Source organism: Pseudoalteromonas sp. P1-11, from assembly GCF_001399995.1.
GTDB lineage: Bacteria > Pseudomonadota > Gammaproteobacteria > Enterobacterales > Alteromonadaceae > Pseudoalteromonas > Pseudoalteromonas atlantica.
In genome coordinates, this window is the sequence record NZ_LJSP01000002.1 from 539,594 (window position 1) to 566,247 (window position 26,654).

At 41.0% G+C, this 26,654-nt stretch carries 21 protein-coding genes, 4 tRNA genes and 1 other RNA gene (1 of these 26 cut by a window edge); 9 read left to right on the forward strand and 17 right to left on the reverse strand.

Annotated elements, in window-relative coordinates; all coding sequences use genetic code 11:
- The 4 genes from AN390_RS05110 to AN390_RS05125 form a co-directional block, all read right to left on the reverse strand.
- Positions 1-46: transfer RNA gene (locus tag AN390_RS05110), tRNA-OTHER, on the reverse strand; it reaches 69 nt to the left of the window's first position.
- A 15-nt stretch (positions 47-61) separates the two neighbouring features.
- A tRNA-His gene (locus AN390_RS05115) sits at positions 62-137 on the reverse strand.
- 24 nt (positions 138-161) lie between these two features.
- A tRNA-Arg gene (locus AN390_RS05120) sits at positions 162-238 on the reverse strand.
- Positions 239-292: 54 nt separating this feature from the next.
- Positions 293-369 (reverse strand) — tRNA-Pro (locus AN390_RS05125).
- A 341-nt stretch (positions 370-710) separates the two neighbouring features.
- Here AN390_RS05125 and folD point away from each other — a divergent pair.
- Entirely contained in the window at positions 711-1,565 is an 855-nt protein-coding gene (gene folD / locus AN390_RS05130; RefSeq protein ID WP_029772557.1) for a bifunctional methylenetetrahydrofolate dehydrogenase/methenyltetrahydrofolate cyclohydrolase FolD, read from the forward strand.
- A gap of 72 nt (positions 1,566-1,637) precedes the next feature.
- On the opposite strand, the gene cysS is transcribed toward folD, so the two are convergent.
- A complete protein-coding gene (cysS, locus tag AN390_RS05135) occupies positions 1,638-3,017 on the reverse strand; it encodes a cysteine--tRNA ligase (protein ID WP_055253120.1) in 1,380 nt (459 codons plus the stop codon).
- Positions 3,018-3,428: 411 nt separating this feature from the next.
- Here cysS and AN390_RS05140 point away from each other — a divergent pair, with 411 nt between their 5' ends.
- The 3 genes from AN390_RS05140 (at position 3,429) to AN390_RS05150 (ending at position 5,595) form a co-directional block, all read left to right on the forward strand.
- Positions 3,429-3,920 carry a peptidylprolyl isomerase gene (locus tag AN390_RS05140; protein ID WP_024032242.1) on the forward strand — a complete coding sequence of 164 codons (492 nt, stop codon included), beginning with the start codon at positions 3,429-3,431 and terminating at the stop codon, positions 3,918-3,920.
- 84 nt (positions 3,921-4,004) lie between these two features.
- The gene (locus AN390_RS05145; RefSeq protein WP_055253121.1) at positions 4,005-4,742 is read left to right on the forward strand and encodes a UDP-2,3-diacylglucosamine diphosphatase; all 738 of its coding nucleotides are present in this window, start codon (positions 4,005-4,007) and stop codon (positions 4,740-4,742) included.
- Positions 4,743-4,794: 52 nt separating this feature from the next.
- The gene (locus tag AN390_RS05150; RefSeq protein WP_004586889.1) at positions 4,795-5,595 is read left to right on the forward strand and encodes an ABC transporter substrate-binding protein; all 801 of its coding nucleotides are present in this window, start codon (positions 4,795-4,797) and stop codon (positions 5,593-5,595) included.
- A 32-nt stretch (positions 5,596-5,627) separates the two neighbouring features.
- Here the strand turns inward: AN390_RS05150 and miaE are convergent, their stop codons facing one another.
- A complete protein-coding gene (gene miaE, locus AN390_RS05155; protein ID WP_004586888.1) occupies positions 5,628-6,398 on the reverse strand; it encodes a tRNA isopentenyl-2-thiomethyl-A-37 hydroxylase MiaE in 771 nt (256 codons plus the stop codon).
- Between the two features lie 215 nt (positions 6,399-6,613).
- Here miaE and AN390_RS05160 point away from each other — a divergent pair, with 215 nt between their 5' ends.
- Positions 6,614-7,213 carry a Yip1 family protein gene (locus AN390_RS05160; protein ID WP_055253122.1) on the forward strand — a complete coding sequence of 200 codons (600 nt, stop codon included), beginning with the start codon at positions 6,614-6,616 and terminating at the stop codon, positions 7,211-7,213.
- A gap of 99 nt (positions 7,214-7,312) precedes the next feature.
- Here AN390_RS05160 and purF read toward each other — a convergent pair whose 3' ends face one another.
- The 10 genes from purF to fabB all read right to left on the reverse strand — a co-directional run bounded on the left by purF (position 7,313) and on the right by fabB (position 21,083).
- Positions 7,313-8,839 (reverse strand): amidophosphoribosyltransferase, encoded by a 1,527-nt coding sequence (purF, locus tag AN390_RS05165; protein WP_004586886.1) that lies wholly within the window; start codon positions 8,837-8,839, stop codon positions 7,313-7,315.
- A gap of 18 nt (positions 8,840-8,857) precedes the next feature.
- A complete protein-coding gene (locus tag AN390_RS05170; RefSeq protein ID WP_004586885.1) occupies positions 8,858-9,352 on the reverse strand; it encodes a CvpA family protein in 495 nt (164 codons plus the stop codon).
- 171 nt (positions 9,353-9,523) lie between these two features.
- The gene (locus AN390_RS05175; protein ID WP_055253123.1) at positions 9,524-10,159 is read right to left on the reverse strand and encodes an SPOR domain-containing protein; all 636 of its coding nucleotides are present in this window, start codon (positions 10,157-10,159) and stop codon (positions 9,524-9,526) included.
- An 11-nt stretch (positions 10,160-10,170) separates the two neighbouring features.
- Positions 10,171-11,436, reverse strand: coding sequence for a bifunctional tetrahydrofolate synthase/dihydrofolate synthase (gene folC, locus AN390_RS05180; protein ID WP_055253124.1), 1,266 nt, complete (start codon positions 11,434-11,436; stop codon positions 10,171-10,173).
- Between the two features lie 25 nt (positions 11,437-11,461).
- Positions 11,462-12,337, reverse strand: a complete 876-nt coding sequence (accD, locus tag AN390_RS05185; protein ID WP_024032247.1) for an acetyl-CoA carboxylase, carboxyltransferase subunit beta — start codon at positions 12,335-12,337, stop codon at positions 11,462-11,464.
- Positions 12,338-12,477: 140 nt separating this feature from the next.
- A complete protein-coding gene (truA, locus tag AN390_RS05190) occupies positions 12,478-13,272 on the reverse strand; it encodes a tRNA pseudouridine(38-40) synthase TruA (protein WP_055253125.1) in 795 nt (264 codons plus the stop codon).
- Between the two features lie 271 nt (positions 13,273-13,543).
- A complete protein-coding gene (locus AN390_RS05195) occupies positions 13,544-17,221 on the reverse strand; it encodes a FimV/HubP family polar landmark protein (protein WP_055253126.1) in 3,678 nt (1,225 codons plus the stop codon).
- Between the two features lie 351 nt (positions 17,222-17,572).
- Complete coding sequence (locus tag AN390_RS05200) at positions 17,573-18,589, reverse strand: aspartate-semialdehyde dehydrogenase (RefSeq protein ID WP_055253127.1); 1,017 nt, start codon at positions 18,587-18,589, stop codon at positions 17,573-17,575.
- 45 nt (positions 18,590-18,634) lie between these two features.
- Positions 18,635-19,756 carry a 4-phosphoerythronate dehydrogenase gene (locus AN390_RS05205; protein ID WP_055253128.1) on the reverse strand — a complete coding sequence of 374 codons (1,122 nt, stop codon included), beginning with the start codon at positions 19,754-19,756 and terminating at the stop codon, positions 18,635-18,637.
- Between the two features lie 112 nt (positions 19,757-19,868).
- The gene (gene fabB / locus AN390_RS05210) at positions 19,869-21,083 is read right to left on the reverse strand and encodes a beta-ketoacyl-ACP synthase I (protein ID WP_055253129.1); all 1,215 of its coding nucleotides are present in this window, start codon (positions 21,081-21,083) and stop codon (positions 19,869-19,871) included.
- A gap of 181 nt (positions 21,084-21,264) precedes the next feature.
- Here fabB and mnmC point away from each other — a divergent pair, with 181 nt between their 5' ends.
- The 4 genes from mnmC (at position 21,265) to AN390_RS05230 (ending at position 26,093) form a co-directional block, all read left to right on the forward strand.
- Complete coding sequence (gene mnmC / locus AN390_RS05215; RefSeq protein ID WP_055253130.1) at positions 21,265-23,274, forward strand: bifunctional tRNA (5-methylaminomethyl-2-thiouridine)(34)-methyltransferase MnmD/FAD-dependent 5-carboxymethylaminomethyl-2-thiouridine(34) oxidoreductase MnmC; 2,010 nt, start codon at positions 21,265-21,267, stop codon at positions 23,272-23,274.
- 269 nt (positions 23,275-23,543) lie between these two features.
- A complete protein-coding gene (locus AN390_RS05220) occupies positions 23,544-23,867 on the forward strand; it encodes a hypothetical protein (protein WP_055253131.1) in 324 nt (107 codons plus the stop codon).
- A gap of 169 nt (positions 23,868-24,036) precedes the next feature.
- Positions 24,037-24,672: an NAD(P)-binding oxidoreductase gene (locus AN390_RS05225; RefSeq protein WP_055253132.1), complete on the forward strand. Its 636-nt coding sequence runs from the start codon at positions 24,037-24,039 to the stop codon at positions 24,670-24,672.
- A 356-nt stretch (positions 24,673-25,028) separates the two neighbouring features.
- On the forward strand, positions 25,029-26,093 hold the full coding sequence (locus AN390_RS05230; RefSeq protein ID WP_055253133.1) for a hypothetical protein: 1,065 nt from the start codon (positions 25,029-25,031) through the stop codon (positions 26,091-26,093).
- An 89-nt stretch (positions 26,094-26,182) separates the two neighbouring features.
- On the opposite strand, the gene ssrA is transcribed toward AN390_RS05230, so the two are convergent.
- Positions 26,183-26,539, reverse strand: a transfer-messenger RNA (tmRNA) gene (gene ssrA, locus AN390_RS19595).
- Between the last annotated feature and the right edge of the window lie 115 nt (positions 26,540-26,654).

Sequence of the window (26,654 nt, forward strand, 5' to 3'; positions counted from 1 at the left end):
CCCTTGGACCCAAACCAAGTGCGCTACCAAACTGCGCTAATCGCCGATACTCGAAGTAAATTGGGGTGACTGATGGGGCTCGAACCCACGACAACCGGAATCACAATCCGGGGCTCTACCAACTGAGCTACAATCACCACGGTATTTACTTTGTTTTCAAATGGCGCACCCGGAAGGATTCGAACCTTCGACCAACGCCTTAGAAGGGCGTTGCTCTATCCAGCTGAGCTACGGGCGCATCGAAAACTTCATAGTTTGCCTGTAAGCTATTCTATTATAAAAATAAAAGAAGTGGTCGGCGATGCAGGATTTGAACCTGCGACCCCTTGGACCCAAACCAAGTGCGCTACCAAACTGCGCTAATCGCCGATGCTTACGATTGCCTGCGAGTGACCTCGTTGACAACGGGGTGCATAATAGTGATTTGCCTGGGAGAGGTCAAACGTTTTTTGCATAAAATAAATCAATCGGTCATTTTTAGTTCATAATGGTTAAATATTGCAAAACTAAGCTGAAATTTAGACGCTTTTTTTGAAAACACCGGTTTATAACCTAAAAGCAACTTGGCGCTTCGGGCCTTTTCTGCGAAAATAGCCTGCATATTAAAAAAGCATTAATAAAATTAATTTTTTGCATACACCCCTCTTTATATGCAGATGCTTTTAAAATATAAGTATCGAAGTTTATTTAACCCCAATTAAAGGTCCCCCATGACGGCAAACATCATTGATGGTAAGGCAATCGCAAAGCAAGTACGTAGTGCAGTGGCTGAGCGCGTAAGCGAACGCGTTGCAAACGGTTTACGTGCACCCGGTTTAGCAGTAGTACTGGTAGGGCTTGACCCTGCAAGCCAAGTTTACGTTGGCTCTAAGCGTAAAGCGTGTGAAGAAGTAGGATTTATTTCAAAGTCATTTGATTTACCTGCTCAAACCAGCGAAGAAGAACTACTAGCATTAATTGATGAGCTAAATAACGATGGCGAAGTAGATGGTATTTTGGTGCAACTACCGCTACCTGAAGGCCTAGATGCTGAAAAGATTTTAGAACGTATTACACCACATAAAGATGTAGACGGTTTTCACCCTTACAATATTGGCCGCTTAGCGCAACGTATGCCGGCGCTGCGCCCATGTACACCCAAAGGGATTATTACCTTATTAGATTCAACGGGCGTGCGTTACAAAGGGATGCATGCGGTAGTTGTTGGTGCCTCTAATATTGTTGGCCGCCCTATGTCGCTTGAGTTATTACTTGCCGGTTGTACTACAACGGTATGTCACAAATTTACACAAGACTTAGAAACCCATGTGCGCCGCGCAGACTTATTAGTAGTGGCCGTAGGTAAACCTGAATTCATACCTGGTGAGTGGGTAAAAGAAGGTGCAATTGTGATTGATGTAGGTATTAACCGTTTAGATACAGGCAAGTTAGTGGGCGATGTTCAGTACAGTGTTGCAGAGCAAAAAGCTGATTTTATTACTCCTGTACCGGGTGGCGTTGGCCCAATGACTGTAGCAAGTTTAATTGAAAACACCCTCGAAGCATGTGAAAAATACCACAGTTAAATTAATGCCTTAGCATTAAAAAAGGGTTGCCAACTGGCAACCCTTTTTAGTTTAAAAGCTACTTTAACGCATTTACGCTTTACGCCACGTTGTTTTACCTGCTGAGTCTTCAAGCACGACACCGAGTGCATTAAGTGCATCACGTGCTTCATCAGCAGCGGCCCAATCTTTGTTTACGCGCGCTTCATTACGTTTTACAATCAGCGCTTCGATAGTGGCCACTTCATCATCATCTTGCCCGCCTTGCAAAAACGATTCAGGTGCTTGCTGGGCAACACCAAGCACTTCGCCTATGCTGCGTAGCACAAATGCTAATTGCCCTGCTTGCTGTGTATCGGTGTCTTTAACACGGTTTAGCTCTTTAGCCAGTTCAAATAAAACCGGTAACGCCTCTGGTGTATTAAAATCATCATTCATGGCTTTTCTAAATTTAGCCACGTACTCATTGTTTTCAATATCACACGTTATTGGCTCAACACCACGAAGTGCTGTGTAAATACGTTCAAGCGATGAACGTGCTTGATCTAAATTCTCTTGCGAGTAATTTAGCTGGCTACGGTAATGCCCTGAGATTAAAAAGTAACGAACTGATTCAGCGTCATATGTTTTTAGTACCTCACGCACAGTAAAAAAGTTGTCTAATGATTTAGACATTTTTTCTTTATTTACTTGTACCATGCCTGTGTGGATCCATGTATTTACATACTTACCATTGTTTGCACAGCATGATTGCGCAATTTCGTTTTCATGATGCGGAAACTGTAAATCAGAGCCGCCACCGTGAATATCAAAATGCTCGCCTAAATGCTTTGAGCTCATTGCTGAACATTCTATATGCCAACCCGGACGCCCTTCTCCCCACGGAGATGACCATGAAGGTTCGCCTGCTTTTGCTTTTTTCCACAATACAAAATCAAGCGGATCGTCTTTATCTTGGGCGACCTCTACGCGAGAGCCTGCTTGGAGCATACTTAAATCTTGCTGCGATAGTGCGCCGTACTGCTCAAACGTAGAAACATCAAAAAGCACGTCGCCGTCGTTTGCTACGTATGCATGGCCCTTTGCAATTAAGCGCTCAACCATTTCGATAATTTCATCCATATGGTTTGTAACCGTAGGTTCAATATCTGGGCGCAGCATGTTTAGGCTATCAAAGTCTTCGTGCATGGCTTGGGTCATACGCAAAGTTAGGTCATTAATTGACTCGCCATTTTCGTTTGCGCGTTTAATTATTTTATCATCTACGTCGGTAATATTACGTACGTATTTTAAGTCGTACCCAAGGTGGCGAAGGTAGCGGACAATAACATCAAACCCGACAAATGTACGCGCATGACCGATATGACAAAAATCATAAATGGTGATACCACACACATACATGTCGATTTTGCCTTCGACCATAGGTTTAAACTGCTCTTTTTGTCGCGTGAGTGTGTTGTATATTTGTACCATTTACTTTTAGTCCTTGACTGTTTGCTGAGTTGGCTATGTTAACACTTGAAAAGCCCCCGCTCTAGCGCTTTTTATACCCAAACCTCTTCAATACGCATGTTTAAGCAGCAATTAAAACCAATTTAGGCAAGGCCTTGATTGTATGTAATAGAGGTTCTGTTGTTAAAATTAATAACACTGTAAAAATCAGTTTTAAACCACCCTGTTTATTGCTTAACAGGCTCTTGTTCTGTGCATGGTTTATATTGAAAAAAATACCACAACGGCCAAATACCGCCTCGATATTAACCCCCTGTAAAACGCACAAGTATATACCTTGGGCAGCTTTGGATATATTGAACAAGCACTTTGTTTATCTTAGTTAACTAAGATAAAATAGCGCGACTAATTAAACCAGATATAGGAAACCACATGGTTGTTCTACACACTAATTTTGGTGACATCACCATTAAAATGTTTGAGCAAGAAGCTCCAAACACAGTTAAAAACTTTTTAGAGTACGCAAACTCAGGTTTTTACAACGGCACTATTTTTCACCGCGTAATTGACGGCTTTATGGTGCAAGGCGGTGGGTTTGTACCTGGTATGGAACAAAAAGACGTTAACGACCCAATTCAAAACGAAGCAAATAATGGCCTATCTAATAAAGTAGGTACATTAGCAATGGCGCGTACGCCTGATCCACATTCAGCAACAGCCCAATTTTTTATTAACGTTAACGACAACGACTTTTTAAACCACAGCAGCGAAACTTCGCAAGGCTGGGGTTACTGTGTATTTGCTGAAGTAGTTGAAGGTATGGACGTAGTAAATAAAATTAAAGGTGTAGCAACAGGCAGCGCTGGTTTTCACCAAGACGTACCGCTTGAAAATGTAATCATCGAAAACGTTACTGTAAGCTAAACGTTTACTCATATACTGAGTAATTAAGCGGGCATGGTACATTATGTATTCGTCCGCTTTTATTAAACCTAACTAGATGCCTTTATGACTTCTCAAACCTACTTTATTGCAGACTTACACCTAAGTGAAAACCGCCCAGATATTAGCGAGGCCTTTTATCGCTTTATAAATACGCACATTATTGGTAAGCCCGTAGATGCACTGTATATTTTAGGTGATTTTTTTGAAGTATGGGTTGGGGATGACTACGTAACAGAATTGGCTAGTGAGGTAGCAAAGCATTTAAAAGCCGTTAAAGATGGCGGTACACCAGTGTACTTTATACACGGTAATCGCGATTTTATTATGCGTGAGCAATACGCTAAACGCGCAGGTATGGTATTGCTAAACGAGCAAACGGTTATAGATTTATATGGCACTCCCACTGTTATTTTGCACGGTGATGAAATGTGTACCCAAGATATTGAGTATCAAAAGTTTCGTAAAAAAAGTCGCGGTTGGTGGTGGCCTAAATTAATGTTAGCAATGCCACTATGGTACAGAAAAAAAATTGCTCGCAATGCCAGAGAAAAAAGCAAATTAAGCCAAGCCGACAAACCCATAGAAATTTTAGACGTAGTAGATGACGCCGTACTAGCGATGTTTGCCAAGTATAATGTAAGCAACATGATACACGGCCACACCCACCGCCCTAACGTACACACTTACACTGTAGGTAAGCAAACACTAACACGCACTGTGCTTGGTGATTGGTATACTCAAGGCTCATATTTAGTGGTTACTCCACAAGGTCAAAAACTCATTAATACGCCCTTCGCATAATCTCAAATCCTGACTATTATTTAAGTACTTTTTGGTAATAGGATAAGGATATATGTATAAAGCTATTTATTGTTTGGTGCTTTGTTGCATTTTTTCCAAAGGGTATGCCTCAGAAAATTGGCAGCTCGTCGCCGAAAACTCCCCACCCTATATTGGTGAGCGCTTAATTGATAACGGCTGGGTTACTGCCTTAACTAAAGCGGCCTTAGCTAATCAAAATATTAATAACGACATCGAGTTTACCAGCTGGAACAGGGCGCTGGAGCTTACCAAAATAAATAAAAAAGATGCGATTTTAGGCGCTTTTTATACAAAGTCGCGTACTGATCTTTTTTATTATTCGCGCCCACTTGCTAACGTATACGTTGGACTATTTAAGCTCAAAGACAGACAAATAAACTATGACGGCAGTATGGACTCTTTACAGCCATACAGTATTTGTAAAGGCGTTGGCTACGCAGTAAGTGAAGTTTTTTCTGAAAGTAATGGCCTGGCCGTAACCTCAACTCGCGGGTTAATTAACAGTTTATATATGCTTCAAAAAGGACGAATAGACTTAGTAGCAGGCACTAAAGAAGTGGGTGAATACTGGTTAAAAAACACCGAAAAGCTTAATGAACCCGGCGCGCCACAAGTTGAATATATTTCGCCCGATTTAGAGCATCATCAACTGCATGTTATGTTTCCAAAGTCTGACCCTGATGCAAAACAAAAAAGAGACGCGCTTGAACAAGGCTTTTCTACTATTTTATACAATGGCACCGCAAAAGAGCTATTAGTAAAACATGGCTTTTCTCAAAGCACGGCGCTTGAGCTCATAGACTTTATAGAAAGAAGTAGCACACCTAACTAACCGGTGTGCTTAAAGAGCTAAATAGCACCACTTTAGTTAGTAACTAGTGCAGGTGCGCCACTGTGAAATTTAAAGTCTTCATCAGGGCTAGTGATCAAATCAGCCTCAATTTTACCAAAAAAGTCTACTCGCTCAGTAATATCAAAATCAGCAATTTCTTGTGCCAGTGTTAAGTAATCTTGATAATGGCGCGCCTCAGAGCGAAGCAATGAAATATAAAAATCGCCTAAGCGTTTATCAACATGTGGAGCAAGTGCAGCAAAACGCTCACATGAGCGAGCCTCAATATAAGCACCTACAATTAGTTTATCGACTAATGCATTAGGCTCAAATGTTTTAACGTTACGTAGCATCCCTTTAGCGTAACGACACGGTGTAATACTGCGGTACTCTACCCCATACTCGTCCATTATTTCGAGCACTTGGTAAAAGTGATGTAATTCTTCTTTTATTAGCATCACCATTTTATCTATTAAATCTTGCCCGTAAGGTGAGTTAGACTTTGGGATAATAGATTTTGTAAGTTTATTTTTAGCCGCTAAATCACGCCAATTACCTTCCCGTTTATAAATAAGTGTTTCAAAGGGCTTTAGCCATTCAAGTAATGCATCGCTGCTGTCTTTATCTACCGCGTACTTACGAATTAAAAACATTGCACTTTGCGCTGCTTTTAACTCACAAATTAAGTGATCGATTAAAATAATCGATAAATTTTCTTTTTTTACAGCCTCAATAACCCATTCATTTGGGGTTTCGCACAATAAAAAATTATTAATAGGGGCTAAAAGTTCGCTATGTGGCACAGGGCTGCTCGTTACTTCAAATAATAAAAAGCCATTTTAACACGAAAAATAACGAAGAATAAAACGAGCTAAAACAACCCCTTTAAAATGTTAATAAGCAGTTAACTTGACTTTGTATATGAACTAAACCATAAATATAGGTGCTGTATAAAAAACAAACTAACTAAAACTAAATTATAACCAACAGTAATACGTTCCTTTTATGGAGTACCGCTATGATACTGAACCACCTGTGGGGCATTTATGCTCATCCACTCGAAGAATGGCAAACAATAGATAACCGCCACGAAAGCCTGACTTATAGCCTGTCGCATATTTTACTTATTGCATTATTTCCATCGATTATGGGGTATTACTCATCGGTGTATTTAGGCTGGAGTATTGGTGCGGGCAACCCAGTATTTTTAACGCATGAAAGCGCACTGCTAATTGCCGTGGCTATGTATGGTGCGTTAATAGCCGGTGTGTTTGCACTGGCCTATTTAGCCCATTGGATGGCCGTTACATTTGGTGCTAAACCTACCTTTACACAAACGCTTGAACTTGCCGCTTATACTGCTACACCCGTGTTTATGTCGGCCTTAGCCGCTTTTTTACCTGAGCTGTGGTTTGTTGTTTGCGTAGGTATGATTGCCCTAGCCTACTCGGTGTACTTGCTTTATACAGGCGTGCCAATACTAATGCATATTCCACAAGAGCGCGGCTTTATTTATGCCAGCTCTGTTGTTACCTGCGGGCTAATTTTATTGGTAATAATTTTAGCTGTAACCGCAATACTTTGGACTAACGGCATTATGAGTCCAATGTTTACCTAATCAACCACGTTGTTTGATATGAAGTGTTCCCTTTCTTTCCTTCGCAAAAAAGGAGCTAGTTAGCTCCTTTTTTTATGTCTGATTATGTTTAATCACACATTAATCAGCTTCGTTGGCATCTTGATTGTGTATTTCAAGGCCTGATGACATGGCGTTTTCTCGGTTACTTTTAGCCGAGTCGTTACGCAATTGATCAATATGGTTTAAGTAATCTTGATCGATATCACCGGTAATGTATTGCCCATCAAATACAGAGGTTTCAAACTTAGTAATTTCTGGGTTTTCTTGGCTTACAGCGGCAATTAAATCGTTTAGCGATTGAAAAATTAAGCCGTCAGCACTGATGCTTTGGTTAATGTCTTCAACTTCGCGGCCATGCGCAATAAGCTCTGCGGCAGATGGCATATCAATACCATACACATTAGGAAAACGAATTTCTGGTGCTGCTGAGGCAAAATACACATTTTTTGCTCCGGCTTCACGGGCCATTTCTACAATTTGTGCCGAGGTTGTACCGCGTACAATTGAATCATCAACCAGTAAAACGTTTTTACCTTTAAACTCACGGTCAATCGCATTTAGCTTTTGACGCACTGACTTTTTACGCATTTCTTGGCCAGGCATGATAAATGTACGACCAATATAACGGTTTTTAACAAAGCCTTGGCGGTAAGGTAAATCAAGCATGCGGGCAATTTCTAACGCCACATCGCATGAGGTTTCAGGAATTGGGATAACAACATCAATGTCTTTATCGCTCCACTCACGCGCAATTTTTTCACCCAGTTTAGTACCCATATTTACACGCGTTGCGTAAACCGACATACGATCGATGGTTGAATCTGGGCGAGCAAAATAAACAAACTCAAAAATACACGGCGCATAAGAGGCTTTTTCAGCACAACTTTGTGAATGAAATTGGCCATCTTCAGTTACGTAAATCGCTTCACCTGGCGCAACGTCACGCACAAATTCAAAGCCGTCTGGCTTTAATGCTACGCTTTCTGAGGCAAACATGTACTCAGTGCCTTTAGGGGTTTCACGCTTACCAAATACCAAAGGACGGATACCATTAGGGTCACGAAATGCTAAAACACCGTGGCCAATAATCATCGCAATAGCGGCGTAGCCACCGGTTACCTTGTTGTTTACTTCGGTTACTGCAGTGAAGATGTCTTCAGCGTCTAAATGTAATTTGTCAGACTTACTTAGCTCATGTGCCATGATATTAAGTAGTATTTCTGAGTCAGACGTTGTATTAACGTGACGACGCGCTTCTGAGAACAGTTGCTGCTTTAGAGTTTCAGCATTGGTTAAATTACCATTGTGCGCAAGCGCAATACCAAATGGTGAATTAACGTAAAACGGCTGCGCTTCAGATGAACTTGACGAGCCAGCAGTAGGGTAACGTACGTGGCCAATACCAATTGTGCCTTGTAGTCGTTTCATATGGCGGGTGTGAAACACATCCTTTACTAGGCCATTTGCTTTGCGCAAGCTAAACGTATTGTTTTCAATGGTAATGATGCCCGCGGCATCTTGACCTCGGTGCTGCAAAACAGTTAAGCCATCATAAATCGCCTGATTAACAGGAGATGTTCCGACTATCCCAACGATACCACACATGTAATTTATCCTCGCCGATTAACGGTTTACTGAATTTAAAAAGCTCGAGTTGTTTTCTAGGTACGAAAAGAACCATTCAACAACAAAGCCAAATTCTGGAATCAAAATAGAATTGCCCCACCAGTGCGTGTTTGGTGCACCAGTAAAAGCATCAAGAAAGAAGAGTAACGCGCTCACGACCAACACGCCTCGTAACGCACCAAAAACAATGCCGAAGACACGATCGGTGCCAGATAAACCAGTACGTTGTACAAGCTCACCTAAAATGTAGTTTAGTAAACCGCCTAACAGTAGCGTCGCAAAGAAGAGTATGGCAATGGCCGCCGCATTTCTTAAAAGGGGTTCAGAAATACTTGTTAGGAAGGAAGCTAAATATTGGTAAAACAAACTAGAGATGATAAATGCGCAAGCCCATACTGCTAATGACATAGCTTCTTTAACAAAGCCGCGTATTAAACCGATGATGGTAGACAGTGCAATGATGCCAAGAATGGCGTAATCAACCCAGATCATATTAACCAATTAGTCGCTATTTTGGGGCGCATTCTATACCCAAACCTCGTTAATATGCAAGTTAAAGCGGGAGATAACCAGCAACTAGCACGTACAAAAACTTATCACTTTAACGGCTATTTTTAGCCCTTAAAAACAAAAAAAGCCTTACTATAGTAAGGCCTTTTAAAATCAATTAGAGACGCTGTATTGAGTGACTTTACCGTTTAACTTGGTAAGCGCTTTAAGCTCGGGTAACTTTTTGGTCAGCTCCCCCTTATCAAGCGAGGGCCCAACAAACACTTTAGTCAATGTGCCGTTTGGCGTTTTAATTGGTTTTGTAAACGTTTTAAAACCTTTCGCTTTAAGCTTAGCTTGTAAGGCCTTAACATTGGCGGCATGGGAAAAACTACCTAGCTGAATTACATAGGCCATATCAGTGAGGTTTTCTTCACTTTTACGTGGTGCAATAGGTTTTGCTTTTACCGGCTCTGGCGCTTTAGCTATAGGCTTTTGCGCAGTTTGAGGCTCTATGCTTGCTTCGACTATTTCAGGCTCAGCTGCGTATTGGCTTTGTTTGCTTGTCAGCACATCGTCATCGGCAGCTATGTCTTCAATTTGCTCTTGTTTTAAAGGCTCAGCCTGCGCTACTTTTTCATCTATAGACTCTTGAAGGTCAATAGTTTTAAACTCAGAGCGTTCAGGGATAGCTTTAAAGCCCTCTTTGTAGTGGACCTTTTCGCCATCGAGTATATTAGGAATAAACACAATTGCTGCGATCACCACAATACTGGTTCCGACTAAACGATTTATAAAACCTGAGTTCACCGACTTTCTCTCTATTTTTTAAAGTAGTTTATAGCATCTGCAACAGTAAAAAATGACCCAAACACAATTAAAAGCGTATCACTTTGCTGTGTAGGCATAATTACATTAAGTGCATCGTGCACACTATTATAGCGTTCATGCGTGCCTGTATGAGGTATAGTTTGCAACGCCGCGGCCATATTTTCAACGTTATCGCCACGAGGTATGTGCAAGCTAGTAAGAGACCAGTGATCAATTACATGGCTTACCTCTTTAAGTACACCCGCTTTATCTTTGTCAGCAAGCATAGCGACTAATGCATGAATTTTAAAGCCTTTATCTTTATAGCTTGCAAGCTTTAGTGCTAAATAACGAGCAGATTCGGGATTGTGAGCTACATCGGTAAACACTAAAGGTGCAGTGCTTAACTGCTCAAAGCGTCCCTCAACAACTAAGTTAGCTAAACAATGCTTAATTACCTCATCACTTGGCAATAAATTTAGCACAGCTAAGGTTGTTAAGGCCGTTGCTGCATTTTGTGCAGGGATCGCTGGCTTATCTAACAGCAAATTATGATTTTTATATTGCCATGTAAAATGCGCTTCGTGCTCTTTGAATATAAAATCAGTACCGGATATAACCATGCCTGCTTTAATATCGGCACCGTAATCGGTCATTGTATGTGGTATGTTTAAATCACCAATAATAGCCGGCGTGTTTTGACGAAATATGCCTGCCTTATCATAAGCAACTAACTCTCGTGTATCGCCTAGGTATTCTTTATGATCTAAATCTATGGTGGTGATCACGCTTGCATAAGGTGTAACAATATTGGTGGCATCAAAGCGCCCGCCCAAACCAACCTCAAGCAGCACATAATCAACCTCAAAGCGTTTAAAAATAGCCAGCGCACCTAGGGTGCCATATTCGAAATACGTAAGCGCCGTATTAGCGCGACCTTGCTCTAGCGTGTTAAAGGCATCAACATGGTATTGATCATCAAGCTCTTGGCCATTTATGCGCACACGCTCGTTGTATCTAATTAAATGAGGAGAGGCATACGTACCTACGCTGTAACCTTGCGCAAGTAATAGCGATTCTAAACAGCGTGCAGTTGTGCCTTTGCCGTTTGTGCCGCCAATAAGAATAATTTTGCTGGAAGTGTTTAATAAGCCAATGTTATTTGCAACAGTAGCAACGCGTTCGAGTCCCATTTCAATATTTGCAGGGTGAACACTCTCTAAATAACAAAGCCAATCATCAAGGCTTGATGATTGGCTAGGAATTGTATTTGTCATAGCGTGTAATCAGTAAAGCTGAAATTTACGCTACTCTATGCTCTTGTTCGGTAGAAGGCAAGTTCATAAATTTAGCAAGTACGCGTGCTAATGTGTCGCGCATTTCACGACGGTCAATAATCATATCAATTGCACCGTGCTCTAATAAGAACTCACTGCGTTGAAAACCTTCTGGCAAGGTTTCACGCACTGTTTGCTCAATTACGCGCGGACCCGCAAAGCCAATTAAAGCTTTTGGCTCAGCTACGTTAATATCACCTAACATCGCTAATGATGCAGATACACCACCCATGGTTGGGTCGGTCATTACTGATATAAACGGCAGGCCTTTTTCGCTCATTTTAGCAAGCGCAGCGCTGGTTTTAGCCATTTGCATTAGCGACATAAGCGCTTCTTGCATACGTGCACCACCTGAGGCAGAAAAACACACTAATGGCATGTTGTGCTCTAAACATTGGTCTACGGCATCAACAAAACGTGCGCCTACAACCGAGGCCATTGAACCACCCATAAATGAGAATTCAAAAGCAACCGCAGCAACAGGAATACCTTTTAAGCGGCCCTTCATTGCTACTAACGCGTCTTTTTCGCCACTTGATTTTTGGGCTGCGCTAATACGGTCTGAGTATTTTTTAGAGTCTTTAAACTTTAATACATCTTTAGGCTCGTGCTCAGTGCCAAGCTCCGTGCGGTCACCCTCATCTAAAAAGTGCTCTAAACGTTTACGGCCGCTCACACGCATGTGATGGTCGCATTTAGGACATACGTTTAATGATTTTTCTAGTTCAGCTTTATATAAAATTGAATCGCAAGCTGTACATTTAGCCCAAACGCCTTCTGGAATTTCTTTACGACCTGACGACTTAGTCGTTTTAGGTAAGATTTTTTCTAACCAACTCATTTGCAACTCTCTTAATGCTGTTCTGTGTCGCGAGTCTGCTAATAAGTAGCAGACAGATTTTTTCAATTAAAACATGAATTACACAAACACGGTATAAAAAACTGGTCTTAGTAGTTAGATAAACGCTTATAAATTCAACACTAACATTCCGAGTCAGGTAAAAATAATGGCCCTAGTGGGGTTTTAGGAATATTAAAGTGTTCTGGGTAATCTACATCTACTAAATAAAGACCCGCGGCTTTTGCTGTGGCACTGGCTTTAGCACGTTCTTTTAAATCTAATAGCTCTTTTAACCATACAGGTTGGTGCTTGTGTAGGCCTATATCCATTAAACAGCCGGTAATATTTCGCACCATATGGTGTAAAAAAGCGTTCGCTTTAATATCAATAATAACGTAATCGCCCTGGCGATGTACCGATAAATGATGAATAGTTCTGTTTGCTGTATTAGCTTGGCAATGCAGCGCTCTAAAAGAGGTAAAGTCGTGCTCGCCAATTAAGTACTGACACGCCTCTTGCATTTTTGTTTCATCAAGTGGGTGATGAAAATGCGTAACGCCTTCATTCATAACTGCGCCTCTATAAGCGTAATTATAAATAACATAACGATAACGACGCGCTGTTGCGCTAAAGCGTGCATGAAAGTCTTCACTAACAGGTTGTGCAAAACGAATCGCTATATCTTTAGGGAGTAACGTGTTCATTCCCATAGTAAATGCAACCATCTCACGGGGAGCATGGGTTTCAAAGTGTACAACTTGACCAGTGCCATGCACACCTGCATCTGTGCGGCCCGCACACACTATTTCAACCGGATGATTACAAATGCTCGACAACGCTTTTTCTACTTCTTGTTGTACGCTATTTACATGAGACTGACGTTGCCAACCACTGTAACGTGCGCCGTTGTATTCAACTCCAAGTGCTACTCGCATAATTACTGCTTTACCTACTGTGCTAATGAACGGGGCATTTTATGCTATCTCGCGGTGCAATAAAAGTAACCTCGTCTATTTATAGTTATTCGCAAAATTAAGTAATTTATTTTACCCCAATAAAACACAGCGATAAGTTAGTGAGCTTTTAACATCCTGGGTTTAATAAACGTCTAAAACTAATTAAGTGCTTTTTATAGGTTAGAGTTATTCGTACCTATAAAAAAACCGCATTAACAAAGCTAATGCGGTTTTTATAATCATGAATGCTCTAGTTAAGTTTAGCTTTTAAACTTTGCGCTTCTTCTTGTACATCTTCAGGGCCACTTTCAATAACATCTTCAATCACTTTAAGGGCTGAGTCAAAGTCGTCAATTTCAATGTATGCTCTTGCCAAATCAAGCTTGGCAGAATAACCACCGCTTTCTAAGTCAACATCTGTTGGGTTATCGCCTGCAAGTAACGAATCAAAGTCACTTAACCCTACGTCCATATTAACCTCGTCATAGGGCTCGTGCTCAAGTACTGAGTCATCGCTTTGTTCAAGTAGCGCGTCAATATCAACAAAGTCATCGGTTGTAGCCTGCTGTTCACTTGGCGAAGGCTCTTCTTGTACCGCTTTCGCTTCAACTTCAGTGTCTAAGTCTTCGTTTAATAGGCTATCAAAGTCGACATCAAATTCGCTGCTATCTTCTAAATTTAACTCATCCGGTTCACCTAACTCACTAAGCAACGCATCAAAATCGGTTTGCGTTAAGTCAGCCATAAATTCATCGTCTAGCTGCTCGTCGGGTATAACGTCTTCATTAGTTTGATCATCAGCAGCCTGTGTTAGCTCGGCTTCTAATTGCGAATTTGTTATTTCATCTTCAACATCTTCTGAAAGTGCTTGTTCTAAAATTGCATCGTCAAAATCAGGTTGTTCCTGCGCACTATCCGTTGCTTGCGCTTCACCTAGAGGTTCCTCCTGCGGTAAAGGCGCATCAAGCTCATCGTCAATCAGCGGCTCGTCATCTAGGTCGGCTTCTAACGCATCAATACCAGTGTTACCAGCAAGTGCATTTGCTAAGTCTTGCTCAGCTTGGCTTGGCGCCATACCGCTTGCTTGTCCATCAAGTTCATCACCTTGTAACTCTTGCGGACTATATGATTGCTGATCATCTAAATCAATTTCGTCATCGTTATCAAGCTCTAACTCAGGGTACTCGTCAAGTTCTTCACTTGGAGTTACTTGCTCATCTAATAAAGCATTGAGCTCGTCGTCTAACTCATCAACGCTTTGCAATAAATCATCATCGAAAACCCCTTCGTCTTCATCCGTATTTTCAGATAAATCTAGCTCGCTTTCATCATCAGTTAATTCATCTAGTGATGACGGCACTTGAGCGTGGTTATCATCTGCACCTATATCATCGGTATGCTTCGGCTCAAGCTCTGGCTCTGAAAAATCGTTATCAATGAGTAACTCATCATCAAAGTCGTCTTCTAAGCTATCTAATTCACTGCCTGAAAGTGCGTTTGCTAAGTCTTGTTCAGCTTGGCTTGGCTGCATGCCTGTTGCATCACCATCAAGCTCATCTCCCAATAACTCATCAGGAAGATATTGCTGTTGCTCTGTTACATCTAACGTCTCGGGCTTATCATCTGAAAAGTCTATATCATCACTAAGCGTATCATTTACAACATCATTTTCAGGTTGAGTATCTAAAAGCGGACTCACTGGTTTTTCTTGTGAATCAAGCGGATCGTCACCTAAATCAACCTCTACCTCTTCAATGTCATCATCAAGATCATCTAACGCCCAATCAGGGTTTTCAACATAGTCTTCGTCTGTAGCCTGCTGTAGCTCGTTGAGTAATTCATCAACACTTTTTAGGGTATCGTCGGTGTACTCTTCCTGTGCATCCTCTGGGTCGAGTAACGTTTCTGAACTATCTGTAAAGTCAGTGTTTTCAAGCAAGTCAGCATCAAGCTCTGGTTCCTCGCGAAGTTCTGGCTCGTCTGCAAGCTCAGGCTCATCTTCAAGCTCTGGCTCATCTTCAAGCTCTGGTTTTTCTTCGAGTTCAGGCTCTTCTTCGAGCTCTGGTTCTTCTTCAAGTTCAGGTTCTTCTACAAGTTCAGGTTCTTCTACAAGTTCAGGCTCTTCTACAAGTTCAGGCTCTTCTACAAGCTCTGGCTCATCAATAAGTGAAGACGCTAATGTTTCAATATCATCTTCGTCAAAATCTTCCTGTGCATCAGCTAGATCTTCGACTGAATCAGCTAATGCGCTATCAATATTTCGCTCAGTATTATTATCTGTTGCTACTTGAGCGACAGATGAATCTTCAACTTCATCAATTAAGCTGTCTATGTCGTCTAAATCAAAGTCATCGCTTTCTTCAACTAGCGCATCAGCAGGAGTTTCTTCGGTTGTATTGCCTGCTTCATCAATTAAGCTGTCTATGTCGTCTAAATCAAAGTCATCGTCTTTTGGTGATTCTTTATCAGCTTGTTGATCTAATAGTTCATCAATATCAAAGTCAACATCCTCTTCTTGGGCTAGCTCTTCGCTTAACGCGGCCAACTCATCATTGCTTTCTAAGCTGCTATCTGCGGTAGGTTGCTCAACCTCAGGCAAGTCAATTTCAGGCAGGCTATCGTCCTCATCAAATAAATCGTCTAGGTCGTCACTGCTTAAAATATCGTCCGAATCTTTTGTATCATCTAAATCAAGGTCAATTTCATCATCTTGTTTTTCATCTACAGGTTCATCAAAGCCCTGCTGCATGAAAACGTCTAACTCGTCCCCTTCACTGCCTTCGTCATCAAAAACAATATCATCACTTAATAGGCTTTCTAATTCGTCTTGATCGAGCAAGTTTTCTGAATCAGAAAATTCATCGTCTAACGCATCATCGAGAGAATCATCAAATGCAATATCATCCTCTGGCAAAATATCGCTGCTATGATTGTCATCTAGTTGAATATCTAAATCATCAAGCGGGTCAGGAATGATTGGATCGTCTAACGCATCATTACTTTGCGGCTCGTCTTCGGTAAAGCTGGGCGTTTGTGGCAGAAAATCATCGTCATCTTGAGTTTCTTCGTCTTTGTTGGCGCGCTTTCGTAAAAACATCACCACAGCAAAAATAATTAATAACGCAGGAATGGTCATTAATAAAATAAGTACAAGTGGGTTAGACATTAAAGCGCCTAGGTTAAAAGGTTCTTCTTTTGGTACTTCTTGCACTTTTTGCTGAGCTATTATTTCGTTTTGTTTTTCTATTAGCTCTTTTAGCTGTTTTTGAATTTCGCTGTCTTGGCCTAGCTGTTCTTTTACATTGGCGAGCTCTTTTGAAATACCCGACAATTGTTTTTTGAGATTATTATTCTCAGCTAATATTTCTTCTACATTATTAACCGAGCTTTTAAATTGCTGCTGCAGCTCTACAAGCTTATTACCTTGCTGCGTTTTTATTTCATTTAATTCTTTTTGGATTTCTTTTTTAGCGTCGTCAACATCGGCTTTACGAGCTTGTGTTACTTTAGTTTGCGCGGCGTTAATTTCACTGGTGGTTAGTGTGCCATTTTTCTTTTTTTCCCACAGCGCGTCATCTTGCTCTGAGCGTTGTTTAGCAAGCTGTGGATTTACGCGTCTAATTTCCGCTAAAGTGGGTATTTTTAAATATGCACCACTTTGCATGTGGTTTAGGTTTTGTTCTAAAAAAGAATTAGGGTTTTTGTTATACAAGGCCTGCATAACTTGGTAGATACTAACTGAGTTATCTGGGCGTACTTTGGCAGCAATACGCCATAGTGTATCGGTTGGCTTTATAGGCCCTATTGATCGCCCTTGCGCACCATAGTCAGCGCCTTTTGGCCCCTTTAATTGGGTGCTGTCTTGAGAGTAAATTGGAGTTACTACCAATGCAGACGCTAATATAATAAGTGAAGCTAAACCGCGCATGCTGATCCTTTAATGTGTAAATGTTAAATGCTTTGCTATTTATTTAGCTGCTCAACATTAATTATTCTTGCCGTAACCAGCCAAATAGCTGATCTACATTTGTTATTACAATCTATTTTTATTGCAAGCTCTATTCCAGTTACAAACTATAAACCAGTTGCGGCCTAATATCCATTGCAACGCTTTGAAAATAAATACCTTAAAACTTTATTCTTAATACTATTTTATCGTGATAGATCAAGGCGTTTAGTTTGTAGCAACGCTAAGCGGCAATAATTTGGCTCCCTTAAATACAAAAGCGGCAAACTATAAAAGTTTGCCGCTTAATTTACACACAATATTAGCGGGTATTTATAAGTAGTTAGCGATTAACTCTTCTGCTATTTGCACACTATTAGTGGCAGCCCCTTTACGGGTGTTATCACTTACAACCCACATATTTAAACCATGAGGGTGCGAAATATCAGCGCGTAAGCGGCCAACATAAACTGTATCATTACCACTGGCATCTGAAACCGCGGTTGGGTAATCGCCCTCATCTTCAATAAGCTCGACTCCTGGGGCATCATTTAAAAGCTGTTTAACGTGCTCAAAGTCATACGGCATGCGTGTTTCAATGTTGATTGACTCAGAGTGGCCAAAAAATACAGGTACACGTACACAGGTTGGGTTAACAGCAATAGTGGTATCACCCAAAATTTTATGCGTTTCGTTTACCATTTTCATTTCTTCGCGCGTGTAGCCGTTATCTTCAAAGGTATCTATTTGAGGGATAACGTTAAATGCAATTTGCTTAGGAAAAATTTCGTTTTCCATTGGGCGAGCATTCATTAAATTAGCTGTTTGTTTTGCTAGTTCATCTACGGCTTCTTTGCCTGCACCAGATACAGCTTGGTAGGTAGATACATTAATGCGGTCAATACCGTAGGCGTCGTAAATTGGTTTAAGCGCTAGCATCATTTGAATAGTAGAGCAGTTAGGGTTTGCAATAATATTGCGATTTCTAAAGTCTTCAAGGCTTGCTGCATTAACTTCTGGTACCACTAGCGGTACTTCAAAATCATTTCTAAAATGTGAGGTGTTATCAATTACAACACAGCCCGCATCGGCTGCAATTGGCGCGTATTTTTGTGATACACTGCCACCAGCTGAAAACAAACCTATGTGTGCCTGGCTAAAGTCAAAGCCTTCTACGTCTTGCACTTCAATGGTTTCACCACGAAACTTTATGTCTTCACCTGCGCTGCGGCTACTGGCTAGTAAAAAAAGTTGGTCTACCGGAAATTTACGATCTTCCAGGGTTTCAATAATTTGACGACCTACTAAGCCTGTAGCGCCAAGTACAGCAACGTTATATTTTTGCGACATATTTTATCCTCTTTAAGCAGTGTTAAAACAACACTACTAGTTAAATTAGTTTGCGGTGTTAAAGCCAAGCTGAGCGAGTGCATCTGTATGCTGTGCACTCCCTTTTACCGTTAAAGTGCTAAACTCACGCCTTACTGGGTAGTTTTTACGTAAACTATCAAACCCGTCTTTTGCTAAGTTGCGCAGCAAAATGCCATCATCACGGCGTATGTCGTAAATTAAATGCACTAAACGCGCAATATCAGCCTCAGTAAAGCTGCTTTGTAAACTTAGGCTTGTAACAGCAGGTTGTGGTAAAAAATCAGCAAGAGATTTTTCTGCGGTTACGCCTTTTAATTTACACAATGCTTGGTACAGCATTTGTGTGCCGCGGGCTTTTCCTTCAAGGGTATGGCCAGCAATGTGCACGCTGGCATAGCGCACATGATCAAGCAATGGAATTAAAATGTTAGGCTCGTTTTCCCAAACATCCAAAACCAAATCTAAGTCTGCCCCTTGCTCCATAACCGATAACAAAGCTTGATTATCAATTACTTCTCCACGGCTCGCATTTATAACTGCTAACCCAGGCTTTAACGCTTTAAGGCGTTTTTCATCAATTAAATGATGCGTTTTGTGCTCACCGGTTTTAATCAGCGGTACATGAAAGGTAACCGCATCTACGCGCTCAAGTAGTTCGTCAAGCTCAACATGCTCGGCTAATAAGCCCTGCTCATGTTTAATTGGGTCACATAATAAAACATCAACATTAAGTGCTTTTAGTTTTTGTGCTAAACAGCTGCCAATGTTACCCACCCCAACAATACCTATTGTTTGACCACTTAAAGGGGCTGCGTTTTCTTGGCTTAAGGCAAACAAGCTACTTATTACATACTCAGCCACCGCAATTGCATTGCAGCCAGGGGCACTACTAAAGGCAATACCTTTATCGTTTAGTAACTGAGTATCTATATGATCAACACCAATAGTGGCGGTACCTACAAAGCTTAATTTATTAGCGTGGGCAAGCAAGTCACTGTTTACTTTAGTAACCGAACGCGTAAGTAATACATTAACATCAATTAACGCATCGGGTGTTAAGTTTCGTCCATCAAAGCGCGTTACCTCACCAAAGTCTGCAAAATACTGCTCAACTAAAGGCATGTTTTGATCGGCAAGAATCTTCATTGGGGAGTCCGTATGGCAAAATGAGGCGCTATTGTAACGAACAACCGAGCCATTACACAAACTAAAAAGCCGAGCAATGCTCGGCTTTTAATCACTATAAAGAGAAAACGAATTAACCTTTATATTTGCTCATAACTAATGTGGCGTTTGTACCACCAAAACCGAAGCTATTAGACATAACAGTATTAAGCTGTGCATCACGGCGCTCAGTTACAATGTTAAGGCCTTGTGCTTGCTCATCTAGCTCATCTACGTTAATAGATGGCGCTACAAAGTCGTTTTCCATCATTAAAATTGAGAAAATAGCTTCGTGAACACCCGCAGCACCTAGTGCGTGACCCGTTAATGATTTAGTCGCACTAATAAGCGGCGAGTTACCACCAAATACTTCTTGAATAGCGCCTAGCTCTTTAACATCGCCTACCGGCGTAGATGTACCGTGCGTGTTTAAATAATCAATTGGTGTATCAACGCCTTGCATTGCTTGGCGCATACAGCGTACTGCGCCTTCACCTGAAGGTGCTACCATGTCGTAGCCATCAGATGTAGCACCGTAGCCTACAATTTCTGCGTAAATATGTGCGCCACGAGCAAGTGCATGCTCAAGCTCTTCTACTACAACAATACCGCCACCAGCAGAAATAACAAAACCATCGCGGTTTGCATCGTACGTACGAGATGCTTTTTCTGGTGTTTCGTTATATTTGGTAGATAACGCGCCCATTGCGTCAAATTCCATTGCAAGAGTCCAGTGGAGCTCTTCACCACCACCGGCAAAAATAACATCTTGCTTGCCTAATTGAATTTGCTCAACAGCGTGGCCAATACAATGTGCAGATGTTGCACACGCAGAACTTATAGAATAATTAACGCCTTTAATTTTAAATGGCGTTGCTAAACAAGCCGATGTCGTGCTTGCCATCGTACGCGGAACCATATAAGGACCTACACGCTTTACGCCTTTTTCGCGCAAAATATCGGCCGCTTCTACTTGCCACTTTGAAGAGCCACCACCAGAGCCAACTAATAAACCCGTGCGCTCATTAGATACTTCCTCATCAGATAAGCCAGCATCTTCAATTGCTTGCTTCATAGAAATATAAGAGTAAGCAGCAGCATCACCCATAAAGCGCATTGCTTTACGGTCTACGTGTTCTTTAACATCAATATCAATTTTGCCCGATACATTACTACGTAAGTTGTAATCGGCAAATTCTTGGTTAAAAGCAATACCGCTTTTGCCCGCTTTTAGTGACTCTAATACTTCTTGTTTGTTATTACCGATGCTTGATACAACACCGATACCCGTAATTACGGCTCTTCTCATGGGTAATTCCCTTAGCTTGATACTAAATTACTGTGTATTTTACGCTGTTTTTTGATGTTAAGTGGTCAGCTTTCTAGCGTACACCTGTACTCTGAATTTAATAGCTTATAAATAACGCCAGACTATTTCAAAGAAAACCCGTAAAATAATTAAAAAATACTGTCTAAAAATTTAATAAGTCATGATAAAAAACGCCCAAATACACTTTAATGAAGTAGGCACACCGGTAGCCGATAACTTTGACGATGTTTATTTTTCTAATGACGACGGCCTTGCTGAATCGCATTACGTGTTTTATCAACAAAACAATATACAGGCGCGGTTACAAAATCATGACCAAACGCATTTTGTTATTGCCGAAACCGGTTTTGGTACTGGTTTAAACTTTTTAAATGCATGGCAACACTTTAATGACCACCTTGCCAATCAACAAGTTCAAAATCAAGTAGACAAACGGGTTAAACGATTGCATTTTATTTCATTTGAAAAATACCCGCTTAATGCTGATGATCTAAAAAAAGCACTGCAAGCGTGGCCAACATTAAACAAGCTTAGTGATGAATTAATAACACATTACCCTATAAATTTAGGCGGCTGTCATCGCATAGAATTTAATAACGGCCAAGTTATACTTGATTTGTATTTTGGCGACGTGCTTGATTCAATAAATGCAATGAGCTACCCGCAATCAGGGGTGGTCGATGCATGGTTTTTAGATGGCTTTGCACCGAGTAAAAACCCTGACATGTGGCAACAAAGTGTGTTTAATGCCATGGTTGATATATCACGCAAGCATGCAACACTTGCCACATTTACCGCTGCAGGCTTTGTACGCCGAGGCTTAATAGCTGCAGGCTTTAGCATGCAAAAAGCGAAAGGCTTTGGCCGTAAACGCGAAATGCTGATAGGCCAATTAGCACACGCTAATAGTGCACAGTCATCGCCCCCGTACTTTGAACAACCCCCAGCCAAACTAGAGCATGTTGCTGTAATTGGCGGTGGGATTGCGAGTAGCTGTATTTTGCACAGTTTGGCTAAGCGTGGCATTAAAAGTAGCCTATTTTGCCATGATGAAAAACCAGCTATGGGTGCTTCACATAACGTACAAGGCGCGGTTTACCCCCATCTGCAAGCTAAAAACTCACCTCATAGTGAATTATTTGCGCACAGTTTTTTATACGCTAAACGCAGTTACCAACAACTACTAAAAAACGGCTTTAATTTTGATTATAGCTGGTGCGGTGTACTGCAACATGCGGTAAAAAAGCCTCTTGCCGATAAACATCAAAACTTAGAACAAAAACAGTTATGGCCTCCAGCCTTAATGCGCAATGTAACTGTAGAGCAAGGAGATAAACTGGCAGGCGTAAAAACCGGCTACCCCGGCGTTTATTTTGAGCAAGGCGGTTGGGTAAACCCACCCCAGCTAGTTGAGGCAATGCTAAAAGCGGCCAATAGCCTTAACCCTATTAATAGCTATTTTAATTGCCATATACAGCAACTTACTAAAACCGATGCAGGCTGGTATTTAACCCACAAGCATACCCAATATGGCCCTTTTAGTGATGTAATAATATGTGCAGGTGAGCATAGCGATGCGTTTGAACAAACAAACGCATTACCTATTGTAGGGGTACGTGGTCAAGTATCGCATATTCAAGCGAGTGAACAATCTAAACAGCTTAAAACCGTGTTGTGCCATAAAGGTTATTTTACCCCCGCCTATTTAGGTAAACACTGTATGGGCGCTACATTTGAAAAAAACACAAAAAGTCGCGCCGTTACAGACAAAGACAACCAGCTAAACCATGAGCAACTACTTAGCTTTTACCATCAAAGCGACTTTGCCACCACATTAGGTAACATCACCTGTGCCAAAGCAGCTGTGCGCTGCACGTTTATAGATCACTTACCAATGGCAGGACAATGGTGTGAGCAAAGCGATTACAGCACCGCCTTTGCTAATTTACGCCTAGGTAAACGCTATCAATACTCACCTCTATGCAAGCCACAACAAGGCTTACATATTTTTACCGGATTTGGAGCGCGCGCATTATGCAGCGCTCCGTTATTAAGCGAGCACTTTATTAGCACGTTAAATAATGAACCACGCCCACTCAGCGAGCGTGTAAGCCAGGCCATTCACCCTGCGCGTTTTATAGTACGTGATTTAATACGAAATAAAATTTAAATGACATCATTCATTTTTTGCGTAAAATAATAACTATAAAAGGAATTTATACCAATCCGCTTAATTAAGTGATCAATTTTGAGGCAGAAAAAACGTGTTGATAGCTAGGTAAAAAGTTCGCTATTTAGTTGTTCTAAATAAGAATTTTTTAAAACAGGTAGCGACACGGTTAGCACCGCAAAATGATTAAGTATTATTGCGCACTGGTATTATATAACCAATGCGCACCATATGTATGAATGCGGATGGGTATCAATAAAAGGATAACAATGAAAGCTTTAACCTGTGCTGTAACATTACTCGCCGCTTTATCGTTTAACACATTTAGCCAAGACGTAACCGCCATCCCCTTACCTGAAGAATTCATCACTACCATGGATGTAACTGGCGAATACCCGCTGGTTAGAACAGGGTATTTAGCTGCTTCTATTGATGCTATTTCTAAATTTTATCAGCAGGCCCTTGGTGACCCCATTAACAGCAAAGGCGATAATAGCTACCGCACCCTTTACTATAACTACCAAAACCATGCTGTTCGCATCAGTTTATACCATCATAATTATGTTACCGAAGTCAGCATAATGATTGAATAAACACAGTAAAAAGCGGCTAATTTTCATGCTCAGTTCAGACTCAATTTTTATTTACTTTTAAATAACCACTTTGTAGAGAAAAACAGCGTTTTACCCTTTAAAAACGAATGCCTACCCCAAGGTCTATTTGTACTAAATACCTTTACACTATATTGAGAAGGAATTAATTATGAGTAAGACCCTAATTATTGGCGCTAGCGGACAAATTGGTAAAATGGCAACCAAGTTGCTTTTAAACAATGAGCAAAATGTATCTGCATTAGTGCGTGATAAAAGTAAGTTAGATGATTTAGATAGTCCATTTTTAACCATTGTGGAGCAAGATCTCGAAGGCGATTTTTCTGATGCGTTAAAAGATTGCGATCAAGTTATTTTTGCTGCTGGCTCTGGCGGGAGTACAGGCACAGATAAAACCGTGCTAATTGATTTATGGGCAGCCACCAAAGCAGCAACGTATGCTAAAGAGCATGGCGTAAAGCATTTTATTATGATTAGCTCTATTGGCGCTGACGATCCAGACTCAATTGAAAGCGACTTAAAACCTTACTTAGTTGCCAAACATATGGCCGATGAGCACCTTATCAACAGTGGCTTAAACTACACCATAGTGCGCCCAGGTGGGCTGACCGATGAAAGCGCCTCAATGAAAGTAACCACCGAGCGTCCAAACGATCGTTCTAAAGCTAAAATTAGCCGCGAAAACGTTGCTAATGCCCTATTACATATTGCTACTAACGCATTTAATGGCAACCGTGTTTTTGAACTATTTGACGGCGAAACGCCCATTAAAGCAGCTGTAAAATAAACACTCTGGTTGCCCTTTGTAAACCCCCTTACAAAGGGCAACGTATTTAAATGCTAAATCGCACGCGCCCTTCCTTGCTTCACTATATTTATTAAATGTAAACAACACGTTTAAATCGCTTTATAAAAGCCTACACACCGCGTTCCTAATAAAACAACATGAAAAACAAGTACTTCCACTAAAACCACCACAAAACAATGCGTTAAAAACTCAACAGAGTAAATTTTGTTCAGGCTTTTTTACTAGTTTAATAAGGCTAAATACTAGAAACCCCTTATTTTATCTGGTACGTTAATGCCGTGTATAAAACAATAATAAAAATTCCTCAATGGAAGTTGCACGAATAAGGACATAGCGTGAGCGCCTCATTTAAAATTATTTTTAATGGTCAGTTACACCAAAATGCTGACATTAGTACCGTACAAGAGCAACTCTGTCAGTTTTTAAAAATTCCCCATAATGTCGCTGTAAAATTATTTGATGGCCGAGCCTACGCACTCGTCAAAGACCTATCGAGTATTGATGCAGTTAAAACAGAATCTAAACTAAAAAGTTTTGGTTTAATCACCAAAGTAGAACCGCACGCAAGTGTAAGGGCACCCCAAAGTGCCGCGGGTACTAAACTGGTTGTTGCTCGCAATGAGCCAGCAGTAAAAAACATAGCTAATACAATAACCAGCATTAAAAAGTCCGGCGTAAATAGCCCAACCGCCTTGCCCAAATTAGCACTGCAAAGCGCATTATTTTTTTGTTATAGCTTATTATTCATCTGCCTTATTTACTCAGCAGTAATAAGCTTTAACACACTTAAAATGAGTATGATAGACAGCTCATCAGCTTCGCCCTCAACAACATTAAATTACGTTCATTATAAGCAGTACTTAGCAAATCAAAAAAAGTACCCAGAAGTCACCTTGCCTAACACCCACAACACAGATGAGCTTAACCAAGGGGCGCAGCAAAAAATTGATAGCTATTTTGCTCGTTTTTCAACGCATATAAACAGTTACGCAAAAATTCTAAAGCAACCAAATATAAACAGTATGGGCGCAGAAAGGTTAAAGCAGCACCTACAAGAAATAGATGCGCTAGGCACTGAACATGTATTTTGGGAGCAGTTAATTAACCTTGCTAAATCGCTTAATAACGACGCCCATGTAATGAGCAAGCTTGGTAATGATAACCCTGATAAAATTCAATGGATAAACGCCGTTGATTGGATAAGCCAAAGCTACATTAGGCAACAACAAAATAAGCCTGACGCTTTGCCCGTCACACCTACAAACACACAACTCGCCAAGTCACCGATATTAGATTTAACTCTACTAATTAGCTTAATGTCGTTTTTAACGCTTATTATTATTAGTATTAAAATGAAAGTAAGGTCGATAAAAATGAAGCTAGCCACTGCAAGCAAATAATAAATTAAAACCATAAAAAAACCGCCAATCTGATTGCTCAAATTGGCGGTTTTTTATGGTTTTTAAGTAACGAACTTAAATACCTGTATTGGTGGAGCTGGGGGGATTTGAACCCCCGTCCGAAAAGCCTCGACCGTCGGTACTACATGTTTAGTATTGTCATTTAATTAACCTTTAAATCCCGGACAAACACGGTAGATAAAGGCGAGGCCGCTTAGTTTTAACGCTTCAACCCCGGCCAGGGTTTCCGTCGCGATCAGGTGTTAGGGTGACACTCCAAAATCCAGTCCACAAGAATACATGGAAGGAGCGCTAGCCAGCCTAAGCTGCTAGAGAGTAGTTATCGTCGTTTGCGATTACTTTAAATTGCGGCTTTTTTACGAGGCAAACCGCACCTCGACATGCACCTCAGGCTTCTTGAATTCCGTCGAATCCTAATCAGCCCCTGAAATATGAATTTCTTTCAGTGAGGGCAGTATAACTGAGTAAACGACTGATACTCAAGGGGTGTGACACTTTTATTTTAGCTAACTGAATCAACTGAACAGTAAACAAGCACAA

Excerpts from the sequence above, each read along its gene's own strand:
- mnmC (WP_055253130.1), top strand. The coding sequence starts at position 21,265 with ATGATAAAAAACGCCCAAATACACTTTAATGAAGTAGGCACACCGGTA.
- AN390_RS05220 (WP_055253131.1), top strand. The coding sequence starts at position 23,544 with ATGAAAGCTTTAACCTGTGCTGTAACATTACTCGCCGCTTTATCGTTT.
- AN390_RS05205 (WP_055253128.1), bottom strand. The coding sequence starts at position 19,756 with ATGAAGATTCTTGCCGATCAAAACATGCCTTTAGTTGAGCAGTATTTT.
- AN390_RS05145 (WP_055253121.1), top strand. The coding sequence starts at position 4,005 with ATGACTTCTCAAACCTACTTTATTGCAGACTTACACCTAAGTGAAAAC.
- folC (WP_055253124.1), bottom strand. The coding sequence starts at position 11,436 with ATGACAAATACAATTCCTAGCCAATCATCAAGCCTTGATGATTGGCTT.
- accD (WP_024032247.1), bottom strand. The coding sequence starts at position 12,337 with ATGAGTTGGTTAGAAAAAATCTTACCTAAAACGACTAAGTCGTCAGGT.
- AN390_RS05200 (WP_055253127.1), bottom strand. The coding sequence starts at position 18,589 with ATGTCGCAAAAATATAACGTTGCTGTACTTGGCGCTACAGGCTTAGTA.
- AN390_RS05195 (WP_055253126.1), bottom strand. The coding sequence starts at position 17,221 with ATGCGCGGTTTAGCTTCACTTATTATATTAGCGTCTGCATTGGTAGTA.
- AN390_RS05150 (WP_004586889.1), top strand. The coding sequence starts at position 4,795 with ATGTATAAAGCTATTTATTGTTTGGTGCTTTGTTGCATTTTTTCCAAA.
- cysS (WP_055253120.1), bottom strand. The coding sequence starts at position 3,017 with ATGGTACAAATATACAACACACTCACGCGACAAAAAGAGCAGTTTAAA.
- fabB (WP_055253129.1), bottom strand. The coding sequence starts at position 21,083 with ATGAGAAGAGCCGTAATTACGGGTATCGGTGTTGTATCAAGCATCGGT.
- AN390_RS05140 (WP_024032242.1), top strand. The coding sequence starts at position 3,429 with ATGGTTGTTCTACACACTAATTTTGGTGACATCACCATTAAAATGTTT.
- purF (WP_004586886.1), bottom strand. The coding sequence starts at position 8,839 with ATGTGTGGTATCGTTGGGATAGTCGGAACATCTCCTGTTAATCAGGCG.
- AN390_RS05160 (WP_055253122.1), top strand. The coding sequence starts at position 6,614 with ATGATACTGAACCACCTGTGGGGCATTTATGCTCATCCACTCGAAGAA.
- folD (WP_029772557.1), top strand. The coding sequence starts at position 711 with ATGACGGCAAACATCATTGATGGTAAGGCAATCGCAAAGCAAGTACGT.
- truA (WP_055253125.1), bottom strand. The coding sequence starts at position 13,272 with ATGCGAGTAGCACTTGGAGTTGAATACAACGGCGCACGTTACAGTGGT.
- AN390_RS05170 (WP_004586885.1), bottom strand. The coding sequence starts at position 9,352 with ATGATCTGGGTTGATTACGCCATTCTTGGCATCATTGCACTGTCTACC.
- AN390_RS05225 (WP_055253132.1), top strand. The coding sequence starts at position 24,037 with ATGAGTAAGACCCTAATTATTGGCGCTAGCGGACAAATTGGTAAAATG.